Origin of the sequence: Amycolatopsis nivea, from assembly GCF_004522235.1 — a bacterium.
Classification (GTDB): Bacteria; Actinomycetota; Actinomycetes; order Mycobacteriales; family Pseudonocardiaceae; genus Amycolatopsis; species Amycolatopsis nivea.
Map to the genome: position 1 here is coordinate 1 of NZ_SDLT01000070.1, position 22629 is coordinate 22629.

Annotated in this window: 21 protein-coding genes; 7 read left to right on the top strand and 14 right to left on the bottom strand. The window is 70.6% G+C overall.

The genetic code is table 11. The annotated features are described in order from the left end of the window. Positions 1-980 precede the first annotated feature (980 nt). The 5 genes from EIZ44_RS42555 to EIZ44_RS42575 are packed head-to-tail and all read right to left on the bottom strand — an operon-like array spanning position 981 to position 5892. Complete coding sequence (locus EIZ44_RS42555; protein ID WP_134662399.1) at positions 981-2099, bottom strand: acyl-CoA dehydrogenase family protein; 1119 nt, start codon at positions 2097-2099, stop codon at positions 981-983. Position 2100: 1 nt separating this feature from the next. Continuing rightward, positions 2101-2907 carry an enoyl-CoA hydratase/isomerase family protein gene (locus tag EIZ44_RS42560; protein WP_043837502.1) on the bottom strand — a complete coding sequence of 269 codons (807 nt, stop codon included), beginning with the start codon at positions 2905-2907 and terminating at the stop codon, positions 2101-2103. Then, positions 2904-3833: an acyl-CoA dehydrogenase family protein gene (locus EIZ44_RS42565; RefSeq protein WP_043837505.1), complete on the bottom strand. Its 930-nt coding sequence runs from the start codon at positions 3831-3833 to the stop codon at positions 2904-2906. The genes EIZ44_RS42560 and EIZ44_RS42565 overlap by 4 nt, the downstream gene beginning before the upstream one ends. Beyond that, complete coding sequence (locus EIZ44_RS42570) at positions 3830-4750, bottom strand: acyl-CoA dehydrogenase family protein (protein WP_043837506.1); 921 nt, start codon at positions 4748-4750, stop codon at positions 3830-3832. The genes EIZ44_RS42565 and EIZ44_RS42570 overlap by 4 nt, the downstream gene beginning before the upstream one ends. 2 nt (positions 4751-4752) lie before the next feature. Beyond that, complete coding sequence (locus tag EIZ44_RS42575) at positions 4753-5892, bottom strand: acyl-CoA dehydrogenase family protein (protein ID WP_043837508.1); 1140 nt, start codon at positions 5890-5892, stop codon at positions 4753-4755. Between the two features lie 255 nt (positions 5893-6147). Here EIZ44_RS42575 and EIZ44_RS42580 point away from each other — a divergent pair, with 255 nt between their 5' ends. The 4 genes from EIZ44_RS42580 to EIZ44_RS42590 are packed head-to-tail and all read left to right on the top strand — an operon-like array spanning position 6148 to position 10541. Then, positions 6148-7503, top strand: a complete 1356-nt coding sequence (locus tag EIZ44_RS42580) for an MFS transporter (RefSeq protein ID WP_134734423.1) — start codon at positions 6148-6150, stop codon at positions 7501-7503. Continuing rightward, positions 7494-8852 (top strand): amidase, encoded by a 1359-nt coding sequence (locus EIZ44_RS42585; RefSeq protein WP_134734424.1) that lies wholly within the window; start codon positions 7494-7496, stop codon positions 8850-8852. Before EIZ44_RS42580 ends, EIZ44_RS42585 begins: the two co-directional genes overlap by 10 nt. Further along, entirely contained in the window at positions 8849-9010 is a 162-nt protein-coding gene (locus tag EIZ44_RS45020; RefSeq protein ID WP_167754458.1) for a hypothetical protein, read from the top strand. Before EIZ44_RS42585 ends, EIZ44_RS45020 begins: the two co-directional genes overlap by 4 nt. Positions 9011-9023: 13 nt before the next feature. Further along, positions 9024-10541 carry a class I adenylate-forming enzyme family protein gene (locus tag EIZ44_RS42590; RefSeq protein ID WP_134734425.1) on the top strand — a complete coding sequence of 506 codons (1518 nt, stop codon included), beginning with the start codon at positions 9024-9026 and terminating at the stop codon, positions 10539-10541. Between the two features lie 4 nt (positions 10542-10545). On the opposite strand, the gene EIZ44_RS42595 is transcribed toward EIZ44_RS42590, so the two are convergent. From EIZ44_RS42595 to EIZ44_RS42620, 6 genes are all read right to left on the bottom strand, one after another. Continuing rightward, entirely contained in the window at positions 10546-10692 is a 147-nt protein-coding gene (locus EIZ44_RS42595) for an AMP-binding enzyme (protein WP_240691563.1), read from the bottom strand. A gap of 63 nt (positions 10693-10755) precedes the next feature. After that, positions 10756-12288, bottom strand: a complete 1533-nt coding sequence (locus EIZ44_RS42600; protein ID WP_134734426.1) for an AMP-binding protein — start codon at positions 12286-12288, stop codon at positions 10756-10758. Positions 12289-12299: 11 nt separating this feature from the next. After that, positions 12300-13172, bottom strand: a complete 873-nt coding sequence (locus EIZ44_RS42605; protein ID WP_167754459.1) for a cyclase family protein — start codon at positions 13170-13172, stop codon at positions 12300-12302. A gap of 31 nt (positions 13173-13203) precedes the next feature. Further along, the gene (locus EIZ44_RS42610) at positions 13204-13932 is read right to left on the bottom strand and encodes an SDR family NAD(P)-dependent oxidoreductase (RefSeq protein ID WP_134662409.1); all 729 of its coding nucleotides are present in this window, start codon (positions 13930-13932) and stop codon (positions 13204-13206) included. Positions 13933-14044: 112 nt separating this feature from the next. Further along, positions 14045-14785 carry a FadR/GntR family transcriptional regulator gene (locus EIZ44_RS42615; RefSeq protein ID WP_037813335.1) on the bottom strand — a complete coding sequence of 247 codons (741 nt, stop codon included), beginning with the start codon at positions 14783-14785 and terminating at the stop codon, positions 14045-14047. Between the two features lie 106 nt (positions 14786-14891). Further along, positions 14892-15533, bottom strand: coding sequence for a TetR/AcrR family transcriptional regulator (locus EIZ44_RS42620; protein WP_134734428.1), 642 nt, complete (start codon positions 15531-15533; stop codon positions 14892-14894). A gap of 90 nt (positions 15534-15623) precedes the next feature. On the opposite strand from EIZ44_RS42620, the gene EIZ44_RS42625 reads away from it, so the two are divergent. The 3 genes from EIZ44_RS42625 to EIZ44_RS42635 are packed head-to-tail and all read left to right on the top strand — an operon-like array spanning position 15624 to position 18930. Further along, entirely contained in the window at positions 15624-16991 is a 1368-nt protein-coding gene (locus EIZ44_RS42625; RefSeq protein ID WP_134734429.1) for a flavin-containing monooxygenase, read from the top strand. After that, positions 16988-17869: an alpha/beta hydrolase gene (locus EIZ44_RS42630; RefSeq protein ID WP_037813342.1), complete on the top strand. Its 882-nt coding sequence runs from the start codon at positions 16988-16990 to the stop codon at positions 17867-17869. Before EIZ44_RS42625 ends, EIZ44_RS42630 begins: the two co-directional genes overlap by 4 nt. Further along, positions 17866-18930 (top strand): saccharopine dehydrogenase family protein, encoded by a 1065-nt coding sequence (locus EIZ44_RS42635; RefSeq protein WP_037813344.1) that lies wholly within the window; start codon positions 17866-17868, stop codon positions 18928-18930. The genes EIZ44_RS42630 and EIZ44_RS42635 overlap by 4 nt, the downstream gene beginning before the upstream one ends. 72 nt (positions 18931-19002) lie before the next feature. Here the strand turns inward: EIZ44_RS42635 and EIZ44_RS42640 are convergent, their stop codons facing one another. From EIZ44_RS42640 to EIZ44_RS42650, 3 genes are read right to left on the bottom strand one after another with little or no spacing between them, the layout of a single operon-like run. Next, positions 19003-21303: an FtsX-like permease family protein gene (locus EIZ44_RS42640; RefSeq protein WP_037813347.1), complete on the bottom strand. Its 2301-nt coding sequence runs from the start codon at positions 21301-21303 to the stop codon at positions 19003-19005. Beyond that, a complete protein-coding gene (locus EIZ44_RS42645) occupies positions 21300-21989 on the bottom strand; it encodes an ABC transporter ATP-binding protein (RefSeq protein WP_134662416.1) in 690 nt (229 codons plus the stop codon). Before EIZ44_RS42645 ends, EIZ44_RS42640 begins: the two co-directional genes overlap by 4 nt. Next, on the bottom strand, positions 21989-22510 hold the full coding sequence (locus tag EIZ44_RS42650) for a PadR family transcriptional regulator (RefSeq protein WP_043837530.1): 522 nt from the start codon (positions 22508-22510) through the stop codon (positions 21989-21991). Before EIZ44_RS42650 ends, EIZ44_RS42645 begins: the two co-directional genes overlap by 1 nt. Between the last annotated feature and the right edge of the window lie 119 nt (positions 22511-22629).

Here is a 22629-nt window from a genome sequence, read left to right on the forward strand (position 1 = left end):
CCCTCGTAAGCCCCTGTCCACCGTTCGGGGTGAACCTCAGGGGGGGTGGTGAGCGGGGTTTCGGTGGTGGTCAGGTGATGGATAATCGCTGCTCGGGTCGTGGTTGTTCGGTTCATGCATAATCCGGTGCCTGGCTTGCGGCGTTGGATTCATGCATAAACTCGGCCCGGCGCGTGGTTGCCTGCCTGCCCTCCGCACGGTTGCCCGACCCATGCATAAACACCGCCTCGACCGCAGCCGCACGACCCGCGCATAAGTCCCCGGCCCGCCTGCAACGCCCGATCCATGCATAATCCTGCCCGGCCTGCGAGTCTCCGATCCACGCACAACCCTCGCCCGCCCGCAACGCCCGGCCCCCGCACAACCCTCGCCTAGCCCGCAGTCACCCGATGCCCGCAACGCCTAGCCATGCATAAATCCCGCGCGGTTGGCAAGCGCCCGGTCCATGCACAATCCTCGCCCCGCCCGCAACGCCCGATCCACGCATCAACCCTCCCGGCCCGCGGTCGTCGCCCGGCCCGCGCGCAACCTCCGGACCACGGCACCCAGCCCATGCATAATCCCGCCCTGCGCACAGTCGCCCGATCCATGCACAATCCCCGCGCCGCGCGCAGTGATCCGATTCCTGCATAAACCCGGCCCAGTTCGCGCAGCATCCGAGCCATGCATAAACCACGCGCGGCTCGCGGTCGCCCGGGCCCGCGTGCGTGCCCCGCACCGCAGTGCCCGGTCCATGCATAATCGCCGCCCCGCCCGCAGTCGCCCCATCATGCATAACCGCGGCCCCGCGCACAGTCGTCCAATCCCTGCATAGACCCCGCCACGCCTACGAGCACCCAACCCACGCATAAACGCCGACCCGCCCACGAACGCCCGACTCATGCATAAACCCCGCCCCACTCGCGAGCACCCAACTCATGCATAAACCCGCCCCACCCGCAGCCACCGCGAACCACACACCAGCCCCGCGCCGAACTCCCTCAAGCGGGCAACCCGAACTCCTGTCTCCCGATCAACCCCCGCATCACCTCGGTCGTCCCGCCGCCGATGGTCTCCAAAACAGACTGCCGCCAAAGGAACTCCGTATCCGTCCCCGCGACCGCCGCTTCCACTCCGCCCAGTTCGATTCCTGCGCGGGCGATCTCCTGGGCCAGCACCGTGCCCGCCAGTTTGTGATACGCCGCCGGGACCGCGGCTGGTTCGCCTCGGATCACCTCGCCCAGCAGGGCCAGCGCGAGCGCGTCGACCTCGGCGAGGCGGACCGACAACTCCCCTACCCGCCGCCGCACTACCGGGTCGTCGGAGACACCGGCTGAGTCCAGTGCGGCCATCAGGTCGTGCAGGTCCCGGCGCAAGCGCTTGGGCGGGAACTGCACATGCCGCTCCACTGCGAGCGCCGAAGCCACGACCTGCCAGCCTTCGTTCTCCGCACCGACCCGGTCCTCGGCCGGGACCCGGACACCGTCGAAGCGGACCTCGTTCAGGCGTCCGCCGTCTAGGGTCGGGATCGGCGACACGGTGATCCCGGGGCTGTCCAGCGGCACGATCAGCACGCTCAGCCCTCGCGACCGGCTGTCCGCCGCGCCGGTCCGGCACAGCAGCCAGATGCAGTCCGACCAGTGGGCATTCGACGTCCAGCATTTCGCGCCGTCAACCACGTAATGGTCACCTGAGCGGCGGGCTTTGGTGCGCACCGCAGCCAGGTCGGAGCCAGCGTCGGGTTCCGAGTAGCCCAGGCAGAAGTTGAGGCGGCCGCGTCGCAGGTCGGCGAGGTAGCGTTCGCGTTGCGCGTCGGTGCCGTGCGTCATCAGGGCTTTGGCCACCAAACCCGGCCCCATCGGCGGGCGCGCCACCCGCGCGTAGGCCATCTCGTCCCAGAGGATGAACTCATAGGCAGGCGAACGGCCGCCGCCGCCGAACTCGGTCGGCCAGGACAGCGACAGCCAGCCGCGGTCGCCCAGCGCGCGGTAGACCCGGCGGACGCCGTCGGCGGTGTCCTTGCCGCGGTGGAAGTAGCCGTTGGTGTCGCGGTATTCCCACAGGAATTCGAGGACCTCCGCGCGGAACGCCTCTTCCTCCGGGGTGAAGCCGAAATCCATCTCACTGCTCCCCGTCGGCGCCGGTCGTCCATCGCGGCTCGCGGCCCTCGGCGAACGCGCGCGGGCCCTCCTTCGCGTCGGGGTGCGCCCAGTGCATCCGCAGCAGCGACCAGCCGTACTCGCACGCCTGCCCGTACCCCATCTCCAGCGAGTTCCAGACCGCCTGCTTCGACAATTGCACCGCCGCCGGCGAGTGCCGCGCGATCTGCTGCGCCATCTTCTCCGCATCGGCCATCAGATCGTCCGAAGTGGACAGTTCATCGACGAGCCCGAGCTGGTACGCGCGCTGGGCGGGCATCCGGTAGTCCTTGCCCATCAGCGTCATCCGCAGCGCCGACCCGAGCGGAAGCCGTTTCGCCAGCCCGATGTTCTCCATCGCGCCGACGAGGCCGACGTTCACGTGCGTGTCCATGAAGGCCGCGTGATCGGCGGCGAGCACGATGTCCGCGTCGACCACGAAGTGCAGCCCGGCTCCGGCGACCAGCCCGTTGACCGCGCTGATCACCGGTTTCCACACCCGGTTCTGCCGCGGCGACCAGAACACCTCGTCGCTCAGCGGCCCGTTCCCGGTGCTCATCCCGCCGCGCCCGGCGACCGCGTGCACGTCGGCCCCGGTGCAGAAATGCCGTTCGCCCGCCCCGATCACGATCGCCGCGCGGACCCACGGGTCGTCGCGGACCTCGGCCCACATCTCGCGGATCACCGGCATCATCGTCCCGGTCAGCGAGTTGCCCCGGTGCGGGCGGTTGAGCGTGAGACAGGCGACGTGGTCGCGCTTTTCGAACAGCACCTCGGGCGCGTCGCTCATCGTTCCTGGCCTTTCCGGCGATACATCGCCGCTACGTTGTCCGCGCACCCCGGCCGCGCGGCCTGGTGCCTGATCCGCTGCGAAAGCGGCCCGATCGGTCCCTCCACGGAGTACCCGATCGCGCCGAACGTCTGGTGCGCGACTTCCGCCGCCTCGACCGCCGCCCGTCCTCCCGAGGATCGTGCGGCGGAAGCCAGCGCGGTCCCGTCGGGATGCCCGTCGTCGAGCGCGAGCGCGGCCATGGTGGTGAGTTTTTCCGCCGCGGTAAGCGAAAGCCCGGCATTCACGAGCGGATGCGCGACCGCCTGGAATGTCCCGATTGGACGTCCGAATTGGACTCGGTTCCGGGCGTGCTCGACAGCGAGGTCGAGCAACCGCCCTCCGGCGCCACTCAGATAGGCCGCCGAAGCGATGTCCGAAAGGGCCGTCGCCGCCTCGACGCGTTCCACCGGCTCAACCCGGGTCAACACGACCCGGCCCCACTGCTCTCCGCCCAGCACCTCCACCGGCTCAACGGAATCAGCCTCAGCCAGCCACGCGCGAGAGCCGTCCGTTTCCACGAAAACGTCCGCCACCGGCGCCCACGGCAGCAAAGGCGGCGCGCCGACCGAGGCCACGCAACTCCCGTCCGCGACCTGGGCAGCCAGCGCAGGCGGAAGCACCTGCGCCGCGAACACTGACGCGGCCAACGGCCCGGGCGCGGCGGCCCGGCCCAGCTCCGTGCAGGCAGCCGCGATGTCGCCCGCTCCCCCGCCTTCGCCCGGCACCGCCAGCGAGAGCACCCCGAGCGAGGCCAGCCCCCGCCAGAACTCCGCCGGGAACGCACCGGAGCGCCACACCTCGTCCGGACAGTGCGTCCGGCAGAAACTCCGGACCACCTCGGCCAGCGCCCGCTGCTCCTCGGTGGGCATCAACGCGACGCTCATACCGCCGCCCAGCGTGCCTCGGCGACGGCCCGGCTCGGCGTCCGCCAGCTGCCCAATTCCGCGCGCACGGTTTGCAACCGCAGTGTCCACAGGTGCAGGTCGTGTTCCTCGGTCAGCCCGATCGCGCCCATGATCTGGTGGGTTTCCCTGGTCACGCGGCCGAGCGCGGACATCGTGTGCGTCGCGGCGACCGCGGCGGCTTCGGCGGGCGCACCGGCGAACGCGGCCTCGTAGACGAGCCAGCGCGCGCCCTCCACGGCCACGTTCACCTCGGCCAGCCGGTGCTGCAGCGCCTGGAACGAGCCCAGCGAGCGGCGGAACACCTTGCGGTCCTTGGCGTAGCCGACCGCGATGTCGACGGCCCGCCGCATCATGCCCACCGCCTCGGCGGACGCGCCGACCCGCCACCAGTTCACCATCGTCGCGGCGCTTCCGGGAGCCAATTCCTCCTGTCCCGCAACGACTACGCGGGCGAGCGGATAGCCGTAAGCCGACGAAACCTGTTCAGCCGCACCGGGATCGAGGTCAGCGGCGAAACAGCGGTCGCCGTCGACGCGAAGCATCCGCGTCGCCTCGCCGCCGTAGCGCACCGGGCCCGGATCGCCTGTCGCGAGCACTACCGGTCCGGCTGGCCGGTCGAGCCCGAGCGCGGGCAGCACCAGCAGGTGCGGCACCGCGCTGACCGCGCCGAGTTCGGCGGCGATCGCCTCCACCGCCAAGGCCGCGTCGAGCGGGCCGGCGTCCTCCGCGGCGAACAGGTCGAGGAAACCGTCGCGCCGCAACGCTTCTTCGAGGTTCCCGTCGTACGCGCCGCGAGCGGCCAGCTCCCGGCTGCGTTCCGGTCCGGCGTGCCGGGCCAGCAGGGTGCCCAGCGCGTCGAGCACCGCGCGCTGGGTCGAGGTCGGTTCGAAATCCACGGCTAGTCCTTCGGCAGTTCGAGGATGAGACGGCTGATCAGGTTGAGCTGCACCTCGTAGCTGCCCGCCGCGATGCCCGCGCCGAGCGAGTTGCGGAACTGCGCGTCGCCCAATGCTCCCTCGACGAGCGCTTCGCTGCCCAGCACGTCCAGCGCGAGGTCGCCCACCGCGCGTTCGGCCTGCACCATCGCGGCCCGGGCCTGGTACGCCATCGGCGAGGGTTCCTTCGCTTTCGCCCGCTCGTCGATCACCCGGTACACCAGCACGCGCGCCGCCTCGCACGCTGCCCGCGCGCGGCCGAACTGCTCCTGGATCCCCGGGTCGGCGAGTTTCCCGGACGCGCCGGCCTCGGCGGCCAGCCGGTCCAGCACCAGTGCCGCCCGCGCGTACCGGGGCGCGCCGACGCGTTCGTAGGCGAGGGTGCGCCGGACGATCTCCCATCCCTTGTTCTCCTCCCCCAGCAGGCAGTCCGCCGGAATCCGGGCGTCGGTCAGGAAGAGCTCGTTGAAGGAATGATCGCCCACGAACCCCGGGATGCGCCGGACCTGCGCCCCCGGGGTGTTCAGCGGCAGCAGGAAGACCGAGATGCCGTCGCGGCCGTCGGCGGCCGAGCCGGTGCGCGCGAGCAGGAAGCAGTAGTCGGCGACGTTGGCGTAGGACGTCCAGATCTTCTGTCCGTTGAGGACGTAGCTGTCGCCGTCGCGGACCGCCTTCGTCCGCAGCGCGGCCAGGTCCGTGCCCGCCTCGGGTTCGGAGAAGCCCTGGCACCAGAACACCTCGCCGCGCGCGATCGGCGGCAGCAGCTTGCGCCGCTGGTCCTCGGTGCCGTACTTGATGATCGCCGGCCCGACCCAGTTGACGTTCATGTACTGCGGCCCGCGCGGCTCCCCGCGCCGCCACATCTCCTCGCCGAGCACGAAATGCTGCCACGCGCCCTGCCCGCCGCCGCCGTACTCGCGCGGCCAGTGCGGCGTGAGCCAGCCCTTGTCCGCGAGCCTGCCGACGAACCCGCGCGAAAAATCGCTGTAGACCGCGCTGCCGAGGCCGGTCTCGGACCGGTCCCATCCGGCCAGCTCGCGGTCGAGGAAGTCCCCCAGCTCGCGCCGGAACGCGACGTCGGCCTGATCCCACGCGAACTCCATCAGCGTCCCTCCGGCCCGCGCCGGCACTCGTCCAGTCGGTGCACGTCGCCGACTCCTCTCGTTCGATGAATAAAGGATACTCAATTAGCCTCGCTACGCAAGCATCCGCTTGGCCGCGCACCCTCGATGCTCCGCAAAACTGCCGGTAAAAGCGCCGGTAACGGAATCGCATCCGGACCCCACACCTCTTGCACTCCGGCTCCTGATCAGTATCCTCAACTCGGTCGCCCACCGCCCCCATTCCCGGAGGTCCCGATGGTCTCGCCCGAACCCCGGCCGCCCGCCCCCGGCAGCGCCGGGTCCCCCGAACTGCGCAAGGTGACGATGTCCAGCCTGCTGGGCACCGTGATCGAGTACTACGACTTCCTCATCTACAGCTCGATCGCCGCGCTCGTGTTCGGGCCGCTGTTCTTCCCGTCGCTGAACTCCTCGACGTCCACCATCGCCGCGTTCGGCACGCTCGCCGCCGGGTACGTCGCGCGTCCGCTCGGCGGGCTCGTCTTCGGCCACTTCGGCGACCGGCTCGGCCGCAAGTCGATGCTGATGGTGACCATGACGCTGATGGGCGCGGCCAGTTTCCTGATCGGCGTGCTGCCGACCTACAGCACGATCGGCATCGCCGCGCCGCTGCTGCTCGTCTTCCTCCGCGTAGTGCAGGGCATCGCGGTCGGCGGCGAATGGGGCGGGGCCGCGCTGATGGTCGTCGAGCACGCGAGCGCGCGCCGGCGCGGCCTGTGGGCGGGCATCATGCAACTCGGGTCGCCGCTGGGCTCGTTCCTGGCCACGCTGGTGTTCGCGCTGGTCAGCCTGCTGCCGAAGGACGCGCTGTTCTCGTGGGGCTGGCGGCTGCCGTTCCTGATGAGCGCGCTGCTGCTGATCATCGGCCTGTACGTGCGGCTGCGAGTGTCGGAAAGCCCGGTCTTCCGCGAGCAAGCGGCCAAGTCCGCCGACCGGAAGCCCGCCGTCCCGGTCCTCCAGGTGCTGCGCCGCCCGCGTGCGCTGATCCTCGCCTGCGCGGCCGGCATCGGGCCGTTCGCGCTCACCGCGCTGGTCAGCTCGCACAGCATCGCCTACGCCAAAACCCTCGGCTACGACGTGTCCGACGTGGCTCGCGCGCTCCTGTTCGTCGCGGGCGTCGGCATCGTCTGCATCCCGACCTTCTCCGCGTGGTCGGACCGCATCGGGCGGCGGGTGGTGAGCCTGATCGGCGCCGTCGGCACGATTCTCTACGCGATTCCCTTGTACGCCTTGGTCAACAGCGGTTCGGTCCTGTTGCTGACGCTCGGGCTGATGGGCGCGCAGGTGCTGCAGAACCTGATGTACGCGCCGCTCGCGCCGATGCTGTCGGAGATGTTCGGCACCGGCGTGCGCTACACCGGGGTCTCGCTGGGATACCAGCTGGCGAGCCTGCTCGGCGCCGGGTTCACGCCGCTGCTCGCGAGCAGCCTGGTCGCCGGGTTCGGCGGGTCGAGCCTGCCGCTGAGCGCCATCGCGGGCGTCGGGGCGGTGATCACCATCGTGGCGATCTGGCGGATCTCGGAGACCCGCGGCAGCGACCTCACCGGCTCGCCCGAGGCCGTCTCCCCCGAACCGGCCGCTCGATGGTCCTGAGCATCAGCGAAGCCGCGGTGGCCCTCCGCTCCGGGAGGACCACCGCGGTGGCGTTGGCCGAGTCCGCGTTCGCCGCCGCCGACGAACACGACGCCGCGCTGGGCGTCTACCTCTCGCGATTCGACGGACCCGCGCTGGCCGCGGCCGAACGGGCGGACGCCGAGCTGGCGGCCGGTGTCGACCGCGGGCCGCTGCACGGGATTCCCTTGGCGGTCAAGGATCTCCTCGCCACCGACGAGGGCGGGACCACGGCGCAAAGCCAGGTCCTCGATCGCGCTTGGGGTTTCCGCGGCGACGGTCCGGCGGTCGCCCGGCTGCGCGCGGCCGGCACCGTGCTCACCGGGAAGACGACCACGATGGAGTTCGGAATCGGCGCGCCGGACCGGACGAAACCGTTCCCGCTGCCGCGCAACCCGTGGCGTCCCACGCATTACACCGGCGGCTCCAGCTCCGGCAGCGCGAGCGCGGTCGCCGCGGGTCTGGTCCTCGGCAGCCTCGGCACCGACACCGCGGGCAGCATCCGGTATCCCGCCGCGTTGTGCGGGGTCACCGGGCTGAAACCGACGTACGGCCGGGTGCCGAAGAACGGCTGCGTCCCGCTCGCGCCCGGTTTCGACCACGTCGGTCCGCTCGCCCGCAGCGCCGAGGACTGCGCGCTCCTCCTGTCCGTGCTCGCCGGGCCCGATCCCGGCGATCCGTCCTCTGTGGACCAACCGGTTGAGGACTACCGCAACGGGTTGACCGAGTCCCTGTCCGGGTTGCGGATCGGGGTGGTGCCGCACGCCGAGGACCGGGTTTTCGAGCAGGCGGTGGCTGTTCTGCGCGAGGCGGGCGCGCGCACGAGACCGGTCAAGCTGCCGTACTACCAAGAACTGAAGACGGTGACCAAGTTCGGTCTCGCGGCGGAGGCTTTCGCTTGGCACCGAACGAATCTCCAGCACCGGTGGCCGGATTACGGCGCTGCCACTCGGATGGCGCTCGCGAGAGGCGCGCTGGTTTCCGCCGGTGATTACGTGCAGTTGCAGCGCGTCCGGCGGGCCGGGCAGCGGCAGCTCGCCCGGCTGTTCGCCGAGGTCGATCTCGTGGTGACGCCGACCGCCACCTGCGGCGCGCCCGAGATCGAACGGCTCAGCACGTCCGGGATGGCCGACGCCGCGCTCACGTCCTGCTGGAACGCGGCGGGCAATCCCGCGCTGTCCGTCCCGATGGGGTTCACCGGCGACGGACTGCCGCTCGGCCTGCAGATCGCCGGGCGGCCGTTCGCCGAGGCCACGGTGCTCGCCGCTGGCCACGCGTACCAGCAACGGACGAGCTGGCACCTCCGGACGCCGTGGGAGAAGGTTCGATGACCGTCGTCGAGGCCCTGCTCGCCGCGGCCGGACTCGCCCCGGCGCCGGAGGAGATCGTGCGGCTGGAGGCCGACTACCCGGGGTGGGCGGCGGAGTTGCGCGCACTGGACGAGGCACGATACGAGGAGCCCGCCCCGGTCTTCCGGGCGGAGCCGTGAAGGAGGAACGACCGTGGGCAACGACCTGACGCTGCCGAGCTGGCTGCGGACGATCGGCGAACAACCGCACGGCGCGCACCGGCGAGCGCTGGCCGACGAGCACGGCGAGCTGACCTTCGCCGAACTGGTCGCCGCCATGGACGCGACCGCGACCGCGCTGCTCGAGTCCGGGGCCGTGCCGGGCGACCGGATCGTCACCGCGATGGAACCATCGGTCCCGCACACCATCGCGATCCTCGGCGCGCTGGCGGCCGGGATGGTGGCCGCGCCGCTGAACATCCGGTTGACCGCGCCGGAAGCTCGCGCGTACCTGAGCGCGCTCGAACCCGCGATATTGCTCGCCGACCCCACGTACGCGCCGCTCGCGCGGGAGACCGGCTACCGGGTCATCGAACTGCCCGCGGCGAACCAGCCCGCGCCGATCGCCGAACGCCTGGCACCGCTATATCGCCCCGGCAGCGACCGCACCGCACCGGACGAGGACGAGTTCGCGATCATTTTCGGCACCGGCGGCACCACCGGCAGTCCGAAGGGCGCGGTGCACACCCATCGCAGCCTGTGGTTGTGGCTGAACACCTGCGCACACGGCAACCCGCGGGTCCCGTCGGATGTCGAGCTGTTCTTCTCGCCGTTCTTCCACATCACGCTCGGCACGAACCTGCTGACGCCGCTGTTCGCCGGCGGCGAGGTCTGGATCCACCGGCGGTTCGACCCCGCGGCCGCGCTCGCCGCGATCGACCAGGGCGCGAGCAGGCTCATGGGCGCGCCGACGATGTTCGCCGCCCTGCGCGCCCGCCCCGAGTACGCGACGACGCGGCGCGAGAACGTCACCGCGATCCGGTTCGGCTCCGCGCCGTCCACCGGCGATTTCGTGCAGGACCTGCTGCGCGACTTCCCGAACGCCCGCATCCGCGCCGGTTTCGGCGCGACCGAATTCGGGTCGGTGGTGGGATTCGACCACGACGACCTGCTGGCGGGCCGGTTCGCCGGGGTCGGCAGGCCGCTGCCGGGCGCGACGGTGCGCATCCTGGACGCCGACGGTCGCGAGGCCGCCCCGGGGGTCGTCGGCGACCTAGTCGTGTCGTGTCCCTGGCAGACCCACGGCTACTACGGCCTCGATTCCGAGACTGCCCTGACATACCAGGCGGATGGTGTCCACATTGGAGACCTCGCGTCGCGGAGCGAGGACGGCTGGGTGACGATCGCGGGCCGCCGCAAGGAAATGATCATCAGCGGCGGGGAGAACGTCTATCCGCGCGAGGTGGAGGAGGTCGTGCTCCGGCATCCGGACGTCGCCGACGCGATCGTGTACGGGATGCCGGACGAGCACTGGGGAGAACGGGTGGAGGCGAGCGTCGTCGCGGTGGCGGGCCGGACGGTGGAACCGGCCGCGCTGCGGGAGTATTGCCGCGCGGAACTGGCGGGCTACAAGATCCCGAAGACGGTCCGGTTGATCGCCGCGGTGCCGCTGACCGCGAACAACAAACCGGACCGCCGCCAGGCTCGTGCCGACGCTCTCGGACAGCGCTGAGCTACTAGTCGACCAAGTCCACATCGGACACCTCAGCCCCGTCGCGCAGCCGCACGAACGCGACCGGCACCTCACCCCACCTCGGATCCGCCTTCGCGACCACCGCCGCCTCAGCGACCGCCTCGTGATCCAGCAGCGCGTTCTCGACCACGATCGACGCGACGTTCTCCCCCGTCCGGATGCCGCACCCGCAAGGCTCCCGGACAGCGCTGAGCTACTCCGCCAGCTTGCGCAACTCCGCCTTGCGGATCTTCCCGGTCGACGTCTTCGGCAACTCCGCGAACCGGATATCCCTCGGCACCTTGAAACCCGCCAACCGCTCCCGCAACCAGCCGATCAAGTCCACATCGGACACCTCAGCACCGTCACGCAACCGCACGAACGCGACCGGCACCTCGCCCCATTTCGGATCCGCCTTCGCCACCACCGCCGCCTCAGCGACCGCCTCGTGGTCCAGCAGCGCGTTCTCGACCTCGATCGACGCGATGTTCTCCCCGCCGCTGATGATCACGTCCTTGAGCCGGTCCCGGACCTCGACATACCCGTCCGGATGCCGCACCGCCACGTCGCCGGTATGCAGCCAGCCGCCGGCGAACGCCGCTTCGGTCGCCTCCGGATTGTCGAGGTACCCCGCCATGACCGTGTTCGAGCGGATCACCAACTCGCCCAGGGTCTCCCCGTCCGCGGGAACGTCGTCGAACTCCGGAGTCACCACGCGCGCCGACTCGACATTGAGTGTCCGAACCCCTTGCCGCGCCATCATTTTCGCCCGCTCCGCCGGTACGAGGTCCTGCCATTCCGGCCGCGGGACGCACATCAGCGAAGGCCCGTACGTCTCGGTCATCCCGTACAGGTGCGTCACCTCGATCCCGATGCCCGCCAGCGCCGCGATCGCGGCAGGCGACGGCGGCGCTCCCCCGACCGCGAACTGCACCCGCTGGGCAAACCGCGCGCCGCCGCTCGCCTGTACCAGCATGTCGAGCACGACCGGAGCGCCACTGAGATGCGTCACCCCTTCCTGCTCGATGAGCTCGAACGCCCGCTCGGCGTCCACCTTCCGCAGCGTGACGTGCCGCGCCCCCGCCGCGGTGACCGCCCAGGTGAAGCACCAGCCGTTGCAGTGGAACATCGGCAGCGTCCATAGATAGCGAGAACTTGCTTTCAGGCCAGTGGAAACAACTTGGCCGAGCGCGTTGAGGTACGCGCCGCGATGCGTGTAGACCACGCCTTTCGGACCAGCCGTGGTGCCGGAGGTGAAGTTGATCGCCAGCGGCTGCCGTTCGTCGCTGGGCAGGCGCAACGGCACCGGATCCGCGGTTCGCAGCCAATCCTCGTAACCGTCGCCGATCACCAGGACTGCCCGCAGCTCCGGCGTCCGCTCGGGAACCTGGGCGACCAGCGACTGGTCGACGATGAGCACCTTCGCGCCGGAAAGCCGCAGCAGCTGCGCGTATTCGTCCTTGGAGAGACGCGTATTCAGTGCGACCAAAGCACATCCGGCTCCAGGAACGCCGTAATGCGCCTCCAGCAGCGGCACGCCGTTGGGCGCCAGCACCGCGACCCGGTCGCCTTCGCCGAGCCCCAGTTCCCGGAGGCGTCCGGCCAGCCGCTCCGCCCGGTCGGCGAGCCGCGCCCACGACAGCCGTTCCCCGGCGTCGGCGACCACGCCGATCCCGTCGCCGTCGAGGTCGGCGGTGCGCCGCAGGAAACTCAGCGGGCTGAGCGGCACGTCGTTCGCGAATTCCATCCCGGTTCCCTTCACACGACAGCGATCGGGCGCAGCGGCGAACCGGTCCCGCCCCGCAGCGTCAGCGGCAGCGCGACGAAGAGGAACGTGACGACGCCGTCCGCCGCCAGGTCCTCGCAGTTCACCCACTCCATGATGTGCACTCCGTGCCGCTGCAGCAAAAGCACGTGCACCGGCAGCGGATTCCCCGGCACCGGCGACGGCCGGACCTCGAACGACATGGTGTCCGCGCCGACGTACCGCACGCCCTTCGACACCAGCCACTCCGCCCCGTCCACGCCCACGCCGCTGCCGCCGCTGCGCTCGGCGATCCGTGCGGTGTCCGGCCAGAACTTCATCTGCCCGGTCCGCACGAGCACGATGTCCGACCCGGTGATCGTGACGCCGCCCGCTTCGGCCGCCTGCCGGAGATGGTCCTCGCCGACGGCGAAATGCGGTGGCAGGACGTCGAGTCCGAGCACCTTCGGGATGTCCAGCAGCACGCCGCGGCCGATGATCGGCCCGAATTCGGACGCGTCGCCGCGCAGCGCGCCGTAGTCGCCGAGCGCGCTGTTCGCCGAGGTGCCGCCGTGCCATTCGTCCTCGCTGCCGCACGTGACGTGGCACAGCGCGTCGATGTGTGTTCCGGTGTGGAGACTGCCGGAGACCAGTTCGGACACGTAGCCGAATTCGACGTCGTTCGTGCCGGGCGAGTCGAACGGGAACCGGCCTTCAGCGCGCTGGCCCTGCGGGGAGTTGTACGTGACGACTTCCAGCTGCGGGTTGCCCGCGAACGTCGGCATGTGCCGCCACCAGCCGGTCGACAGGTCGTACACGGAGCCGGTCGCGGGCAGGCCGAGGCTGCGCACGAGGTCGGCGTCGGGCGGGGTGCTGCGGGAGCTCATGAACACTTCCTCGGGTTCGGTGGGAACAGGGTCAAACGGTGACGGACAGCCCGGCGTCCACCGGGACGACCGCGCCGGTGATCCCCGCGGCCAGCGGGGAAGCCAGGAACAACACCGCCGCGGCGACCTCGGCGGGCTGCACGGCCCGTCCGCGCGGCGTGCGGCCCACCATGCGCCTGCCCGTCTCCGAGGGCAAGAACTCCTTCATCCGCGGCGTTTCCACCAGGCCGGGCGCGATCGCGTTCACCCGCACGCCGAACGGCGCTTCCGCGGCGAGGTACCGGGTGTAGCCGAGCACGCCCGCTTTCGCCGCGGAATACCAGCTCACGCCGCCGCCGATCACCGTGCCCGCGATGGACGCGACGTTCACGACGGCTTCCGCCCGCTCCCGCACCCGGTCCAGCCACGACGTCGTGACCAGCTCGACGAGCCCGAGCACGCCGACCACCCCGTCCGCGAACGGCCGCGGCCGCTGGCTCGACGGACCGGCGTTGTTCACCAGCATGCCCGGCGTGCGCCAGGCCAGCGTGCGGTCGAGCGCGGCCTGCACCGAGGCCGGGTCGGCGGCGTCGGCCTCGACGGGCAGCACTTCCCCACCGGACTCCTCGGCAAGCCGGGCCACCGCCGCCGGGTCGAGATCCCACGCGGCCACGGCGACCCCCAGTTCGGCTGCCCCGAGCGCGACCGCGCGGCCGATCCCGCTGCCCGCGCCGGTGACCAGGACACAGCTTCCGGTTTCAAAACCCATCGTGGTCAGCATCAATACAGTATACTCTTTTATCGAGCCTGATACCAGAACTCGCGTTACAGATCAGTCTGGCGACGCTTGGTACCGCGCCGACGAGCCGAAAGAGTGTACTCTGAGCGGGAGGTCAGGCTTCGGGGCGCAGCAACGCGGCGATGGCCTGCAGGTGCCTGCGCATCCGGTGCTGGCCCAGCGGCGCGTCCCCGGCGACGAGGGCCGCCACGATCGCTTCGTGCGCCTCGTGCGATTCGCGGGCGGCGTCGCGGTGTTCGCCGCCGGAGGATTCCGCGTCCCATTCCCGCTGCACGATGTCCTGGTCGAGTTGCGCGAGGACTTCCACGAACAATGTGATCGCCGGATTTCCGGCGAGTTCGGCGATAACGCGATGCAGATTGCGTGCGTGTCCCCGGGTGAATCCCTGTTCGATGAGTTCGCGTTCGGATTCGAGCGCTTCTTTCAGCCGCACGATTCCCGATTCCGTGAGGTTTTCCGCGGCCAGCGCGATGCCCGCGACCTCGAGCGCGGTCCGCGCCTCCATCAGCTGCTGCCTGCTCACCTCGGCGTGGCGCAGGTACACCCGCGCCGCGTTGCGCACGACGCCCGGATCCGGTTCCGTCACCACGAGTCCGCCGCCGGGACCGCGCCGCATCGCCGCCATCTGCTGGTGCTCGACCAGCCGCACCGCCTCGCGGAAGACGGCCCGGCTGACCCCGTACCGCTCGATCAGCTCCGTTTCCGAGCCCAGCACCGATCCGACGCGCCAGCCGCCGTCGATGATGTCTTTTTCGATCTGCTCGGACACCTTTTCCGCCAGCCGCCGATTGCCGCCTTTTTCCCCGGCCGGCGTGGCGTTCTGCTTGCTGGTCATCGGTCGACCCCTGTCGGTGCGCGGGCGGCGGATCGGTAATCACGTGGGCCGCGCCAGTCTATACCACTCCGGATTTCCGGCGGGGACACCGCATTTCCGGTATCGCTCAGCGGAGATACGGCCGCAGCATCGCCCCGGTCAGCCTGCGCGCGGTCGCCGCCGCGTGCGCGGAATCGCCTTCGACGAGGCCGAGCAGCGGGTCCAGCCCCTCGACGTGCGGGGCCAGCGCCAGATGCGGCAAGACCAGCAGCAGCAACGACAACACGATCTCGACGTCGGTGTCCGCCCGCAGCTGCCCCGCCGCCACCGCCCGCTCGACCAGCGGCCTCAGCACCGCGAGATAGTGGCGGTTGACCGCCTCGCGCACCGGCGTGCGGGCGACCGGATCGGGCTCGAGGTTGGCCGCCGCGGTCATCGCGCGCTCGAGCGGATGGTCGTAGAAGTACCGCACCCACGCCTCGAGCAGCCGGTCGAGCGCGCCGGCGAAATCCTTGTCCCACGGGAGCTTCTCGATCTCGGCCTCCATGGCCGCGCGGATCCGCACGCTCGCCAGCTCCGCGAGGTGCACGTACATGTCGGCCTTGTCGGTGAAGTACTGGAACAGGCTGCCCTTCGACACCCCGGCCTCGCGGCAGATCGTGTTGAGGCTGCCGCCGCTGAACCCGCGCGCCGCGAACTCCGCCTCGGCCGCCGCCAGCACCGCCGCCCGCCGTTTCTCCGGCAGCCGCTCCCACGTTCCCGTCGGCACCGCCGACCTCCTCTTCTTGACTCTCCCCGTGCTCCGATCGTACCCTATGACCGCTGGTCATATGACCACTGGTCACAAGAAGGAGAACGCATGTCCGCGAACAGCTTCCGGGTCTGCGTCGTCGGCGCGGGCTCGTCCGGGATCGCCGCGGTCAAGGTGCTCGCCGAACGCGGCATCGACGTGGACTGCTACGAACTGTCCGACCGGGTCGGCGGCAACTGGGTGTGGGGCAACCGCAACGGGGTCTCCGCCGCCTACCGGTCCCTGCACATCAACACCTCGCGGCAGCGGATGGAGTACAGCGACTTCCCGATGCCCCGGAACCTGCCCGACTTCGCCCGGCACGACCAGATCGCCGGCTACTTCGCGGCGTATGTGAAGCATTTCGGCTTCGGCGACCGCATCCGGTTCGGCACCGGGGTCACCTACGTCGAGCCTCGGCCGGACGGCAGCTTCGCGGTCACACTGTCCACAGGAGACATCGAGCGCTACGACGCCGTGCTCGTCGCCAACGGCCACCATTGGGATCCGCGCCTGCCGGAGCCGATGTTCCCCGGCGCCGAAGGGTTCCGCGGCGAGATCATGCATTCGCATTCCTACACCGAGGAAGCGCAACTGGCCGGACGGCGCATCGTGGTGGTCGGCATGGGCAATTCCGCGATGGACATCGCCGTCGACGCCTCGTACCACGCCGCGGAAACGCACCTGTCCGCGCGGCGCGGGGTGCACGTGATCCCGAAATACGTGTGGGGCAGGCCGTACGACCAGATCGCCGGGAAGGAATGGCTGCCCTCGGCACTGCGCTGGCCGCTCGCGCGCCGGTTGATGGCCGCCGCGACCGGGCCGATGACGCGGTACGGCCTGCCGGAGCCGGACCACAAGTTCGCGCAGGCGCATCCGACGATGTCCAGCCGCGTCCTCGACCGGCTCGCGCACGGGGCGATCACGCCGGCGCCGAACATCGAACGATTCGACGGCGGCGACGTCGTGTTCGCCGACGGCCGCCGGGTCGCCGCGGACCTGGTGGTGTTCTGCACCGGGTACAAGATCAGTTTCCCGTTCTTCGACCGGGACTTCCTCGATCCCTCCGGCGACAACGAAATTCGGCTGTACCGGCGGGTTTTCCACCCCGGCGTGCCCGGCTTGTATTTCGTTGGGCTGGTGCAGCCGCTCGGCGCGATCATGCCGATCGCGGAACGGCAGGCACTGCTGATCGCCGACCATCTGCAAGGCCGCTACCGCCTGCCCGGCGCGGCCGAGATGGCGCGCGAAATCGACACGCACCGCCGACGGATCGCGCGGCGTTACGTCGCGTCCAAACGGCACACCATCCAGGTTGACTACGACGACTACATGCGCGACCTTCGGCTCGAACGCCGACGCGGGGCACGCCGTCCGGCCGGCCGCACCCCCGTTGACCGTCCGGTCGCCAGCGCTCGAGAGGAGATCCTCGCGTGAACGTGTCCTTCCCGGTCGGCGGCGACCAGTGCGCCGCCACGCTTTCCCTGCCAGCAAACGAAAACCCGCCGATCATCGTGATGGCGCACGGCCTCGGCGCAGTCCGCGAAATGGGTCTCGCCGCCTACGCCGAACGCTTCACCGCCGCCGGATACGCGTGTCTGGTGTTCGACTACCGGCATTTCGGCGACAGCGAAGGCACTCCGCGGCACCTGCTGTCCCCGCGAAAACAACTTGCCGACTGGACTGCAGCGATCGCCTACGCGCGCACGCTCCCCCAGGTCGACGGCGACCGGGTCATCGCCTGGGGCACCTCGTTCGGCGGCGGTCACGTGCTCAGCACCGCCGCGAACCGCCCGGCCGGGCTCGTCGCCGCGATCGCGCAATGCCCGTTCACCGACGGCATCGCGTCCGCACTCGCCATGCATCCGGCCAGTTCGGTCAAGGCGACCGTCGTCGCGGCCCGGGACGTGGCCGGGCACTGGCTCGGACGGCCGCCGCGGCTGATCGCCACCGCCGGCCCGGAACGAGGCACCGCGCTGATGACTGCGCCGGACGCCGAGCCGGGGTATCTTGCGCTGGTGCCGCCGGGCAGCGATTTCCGCAACGAGGTCGCGGCGCGGGCGGTGTTCGACATCCTGCGGTACCGGCCGGGCCGCGGCGTCGGCCGGATCGAGGTGCCCACGTTGTTCGCGGTGTGCGAGAAGGATTCCGTCGCCCCGTCCGGGCCGACGCTGCGGTACGCCGCCCGTGCGCCGCGCGGCGAGATACGGACTTATCCGGACGGGCATTTCGCCGTCTACCAAGGCGAACCGTTCGAGCGGGTGGTCGCGGACCAGGTCGATTTCCTCCGTCGGCACGTTCCGGTGACGGCATGACCGGGCGGATCGTGGTGTTCGGGGCGACCGGCTACACCGGCGGCCTGGTCCTGGAGTCACTGGTACGGCGCGGGGTGCGGCCCGTCCTGGCCGGACGGAATCGTGCTGCGTTGGATGCACTGGCCGCGGACCACGGCGACTTGGAGATCGCGGTCGCGGACGTCAGCGACCCGGCGAGCCTCCGCTCGCTGGCCGGGCCCGGCGACGTGCTGATCGCCACCGTCGGCCCGTTCGACCGGATCGGGCACGCGGCCGCGCAAGCCGCCGCCGATGCCGGAGCGCACTACCTGGACTCGACCGGCGAGGTCGGCTTCGTCCGTGATGTGCGTGCCCGACACCATGAGCGAGCAGTCGAAACCGGTGCGGCGATGGTCCCGGCCTTCGGTTACGACTACGTCCCCGGCATCCTCGCCGGCGCCCTTGCCGCGCAAGAGGCGGGCGATGACGTGCGTTCGCTGGAGATCGGCTACTTCGCGACCGGGCCGCTCTACCGAGGCTTGAGCCAAGGCACCCGGACGACCATGCGGGACGGGATGACCCTGCCCTCGCTGCGCTGGCGGGGCCGTCGGCTGGTCGAGGAACGCACCGGCAGCCGGGTGCGCGCGTTCCCGGTCCGCGGCCGGTCCAAGTCGGCCTTCCTGGTTTCCGGGACCGAAGTGCTGTTCCTGCCGGGGAATTTCCCGTCGCTCGACGAGGTGACTGTCTACAATGGATGGTTCCCCGTATTGAGCCGGGCGATGCCCGTGGTGTCCGCACTGGCCTCGGTGGCCGGTCCGGTGCTGCGGGCGATGAGCGGGCCGATGGTGGGCCCGCCCGGAGGACCGGACGCGACCGCACGCGCGAAAACCGGCGCGGAAGTGGTCGCAGTCGCCGATTCCCGGGTCGAGGTGCGGCTTGAAGGACCGAATACGTACACGCTCACCGGGGATCTGCTGGCCTGGGCCGCGATCCGGTTGAGCACCGAGGGCCCGGCGACGCCCGGCGTGGTGGGTCCGGTGGACGCGTTCGGCCTGGAGCCGCTCCGGGACGGATGCGCGGAACTGGGGCTGGTGCGGCAATAGCCGTGAAGGGCTCCTTGACGGAATCTGATTCCATCGAGGAGCCCTTCACGGACCACCCCACACCCCCGGGGGCTATTCCGAGCGGAGCGTGTCCAGCCTCGTCACCTGGCGCAGCAGCGGCAGCGTCAACGCCGTCACCAGCAGCACCGCGGCGACCGCGGCTCCGGCCAGTCCGGCCAGGACCCCGCCGTCCACCATCATCGGCATTTTCGCCAGCCGCAGGATCGGCGCGGTCAGGCCGAGCCCGGCTCCGACGGCCAGCACCACCCCGACGACCACCGGAACCGCGGTCTGCCACAGGGACCCCCTGGCCAGCACCCCGATCGGCACGCCCGCCGCGGACAGCGCCGCGAGCGGGCGGCGGCGTTCGCTGATCTGCTCGATCGACAGCATCAGCAGGCTCATCGCCGCCACCGCCAGCACGAACAGCGACGCGGTCAGCAGCACCGCGCGGAAACTCGCGACCATCCGCTCGTCGCGGCCGGCGTAGTCGGACATGAAGTCCGTCTTGCCGACCTCGGCCTTCCACGCCAGCGGGCGCACCGCGGTCGCGACCTGGTCGATCAGGGCGTCGACGCCGCCGGCGCCCGACACGAACAGTTCCGTCCGCTCGACCGGCAGCTGGACGTCGCCGAACGCGCCGGGCGTGACCAGCAGCTCGCTGGCCGACGCCTTCGCGGTGTTGCTCGCGGGCACCACCCGGACGTTGCCCGGGACTGTCCACATCGGACCCTCGACCTTGTTGCCGTTGCGGTAGCCGGTCAGCCGGTACTCCCCCTTGGGCACGGGCTGGGCCGACGAACCGGTCACGTAGAAAGCGTCCCCGTCGGCGCAGTCTCCGATGTTCGCCTGCGTTTTCAGCGCGACGCAGTCCCCGACAGTGCCGTAGACCTGGTTCTCGCCGGATCCCTGCAGCTGCAGGGCGCGGGCGCTGTGCACGCCGGTCACCCCGGGCGCCCCGGACAGCCGCTGCCGGACCTCCGCCTCGTGCGCACTCGTCGTGTCCACCCGCACCGGCGCGGCCGCGACGCCGGCCGGCGTCTCGTACGACCGCGAGTTGCGGCTGGTCATCGACGTGAGCACGCCCTGGATCAGGATCGTCCCGGCGAGCACGACGACGAGCCCGGACACCACCCGGCTGGCGGTGCCGCTGTCGAGCTGCAGCCTGCGCACCGCGAGCTGCCACGACGGCGGGCCGCCCTGCAGCCGTTCCACGATCCGCTCCACCAGCCACGGCAGCAACGCCGCGACACCGATGAGCAGGAACACGCTGCCCACCGCGAGCGCCATCGCCGCGGCCTGGTCCCCCGACCCCGGCGAGACGACGAGCGTCCCGAGCAGGAACACCACGCCGATCCCGGTGATCGTCCAGCGCCACCACATCCGGCGTCGCACCGGTTTGCCCTGCCGGACCACGCCGAGCGGTTCGACGATCGTCCGGCGCAGGCCGAACAGCGCCGAGCCGACCGCGAGACCGGGCACCAGCAGCACGATCACCAGCAGCGCCACCCACGACGGCGTGAAATCGTCCGCGAAGACGCGGAGGCCGAACGGGAGCCAGTCCCCGATGAACGGCCGCAGCGCGTAGAACAGCGCACCGCCCGCCACGAGCCCGCACACCGCGCCGACCAGCGATTCCGCCGCCGCGACCCGTTTGATCTGCCGGGCGTCCACCCCGATCAGCCGCAGCGCGGCGAGCCGCCGTTCGCGTTGCGCCGCGCCCATCCGCGACGCGGTGGTCACGAAAATCAGCAACGGCAGCAGCAGCACCGCGGCGATCGGCGCGATGACCATCCACATCACCAACGGCAGGGTGAACCCTTCCGGAGGCTTGCCGTAGGAGTAGACGCTGGTGGCGTTTTCCCCTTCGGCCTTGATCTCCGCGGCGGTCGACCCGTAGTACGCCGTCAGGTCGGCCGCGTCGCTGACGCCCGGTTCCCCGATCTGGCCGACCACGTTCCCCGGCAGCCGCGCCTTGATCGACGCGCCCTCGGCCGAGTTCAGCTTCTCCGCCAGCGCGGGCGACACGATCACCTCGCCCGGTGCGGGCAGCCGGGAAAGCCCCGGCGGCACCGGCGAGTTCTCCCCGGTCGCCGCGACCGCGGTCAGCTGGAGGAAGTCCTCGCCGACCGACGGGTACCAGCGGTAGGTCGCCAGCGGCGCGATCCCCTCGCGCGGCGTCGTGTCCTGCTTGATCGCCGCCGCCCGGTCCGCCCGCGCGTTCACCAGGTGGCTCACCGAGGCGGCGGGCAGGAGCACGGCGACCGCGAGCGCGATGCCGAACGCGGTCATCGCGAGCCGCAGGAGCGCCGAGCCGGACATCCGGCCGCCCCCGACGGCCAGCCGGAGTCCCAGCAGCAGATCCCGCATCATGCGACCAGCTCCCGGTCGACCGTGCGCCCGTCCCGGACCACGATCTCGCGGTCGGAGTACGCCGCGACCCGCGGTTCGTGCGTCACCAGCACCACCGCGGCGTGCGTTTCCCGCGCCGCCTGGGTGAGCATCTGCATGACCTTCTCGCCGTTGAGCGAGTCGAGCGCACCGGTCGGCTCGTCGGCGAACACGACCTTCGGCCCGGTCACCAGCGCCCGCGCCACCGCGACCCGCTGCGCCTGCCCGCCGGACACGTCGCCCGGACGCCGCTTCGCCAGGTTGTCGACCTCGAGCCGGGCGAGCCATTCCTTCGCCTTCGCCTCGGCGGGCCCCCGCTTCGCCCCGGTCAGCCGCAGCGGAAGCGCGACGTTCTCCAGGCAGGTCAACTCGGGCACGAGCTGGCCGAACTGGAACACGAAGCCGAATTCGGTGCGCCGCAACGCACTCCGGCCCTTGTCGTCCATCGCGACGAGGTCCTGCCCGCCGTAGTGGATGGTCCCCGCATCCGGCCGGACGATCCCGGCGAGACAGTGCAGCAGCGTCGATTTCCCTGACCCCGACGCCCCCATGATCGCGAGCACTTCCCCCGCCGCGACGGCCAGCGCCGCCCCGTCGAGCGCCCGCGTCTGGCCGAACGATTTGTGCAGCCCGCTGCCCGCGAGCAGCGCGGTTCCCGGCCTGGTCATCAGCGCACCGCTTTCTCGAGTTCGCCGAGCCGGGCCGCGGTGAGCTCGAGCCACCGCAGATCCGCCTCGAGGTGGAAGAGCGCGTGGTCGCAGATCAGCTGATCGGCGAGGTCGCCCTCGTACTTGCGTTTCGTGAGCGAGCGCATCACCTTGAGGTGCTCGCTGCGCTGGACGTCGAGCACGTCGGTGGCGTCGCGCCCGGACAGCAGCGCCAGGACCACCTTCGTGTACAGCGTGTTCTGCAGGTACGGCTCCGGGTTCTCCGGAGTGCTCAGCCACTGCTCGACGTCGGTGATCCCGGCGTCGGTGATCGTGTAGCGCTTCCGTTCCGGCCCGTCGCCGCTCTCGACCCCCGCGACCTCGACCATGCCGTTGCGCAGCAGGCGCGACAGCGTCGAGTAGACCTGGCCGTACGCGAGCGGGCGGTCCTGCCCGAACTGCTCGTCGTACGCCCGCTTCAGGTCGTACCCGTGTCTCGGCCCCGACTCGAGCAACCCGAGCAAGGTATGTGAAACCGACATTCCCCTGTTCCTCCCTTGACCCCGGAATCCCGGGGGTGAAGATCACTATACAACACAGGTATACGCACCGTGTATACCACCGAAGAATAGTGCGTTTTCGCAGGTCAAGGCTCGCTGCC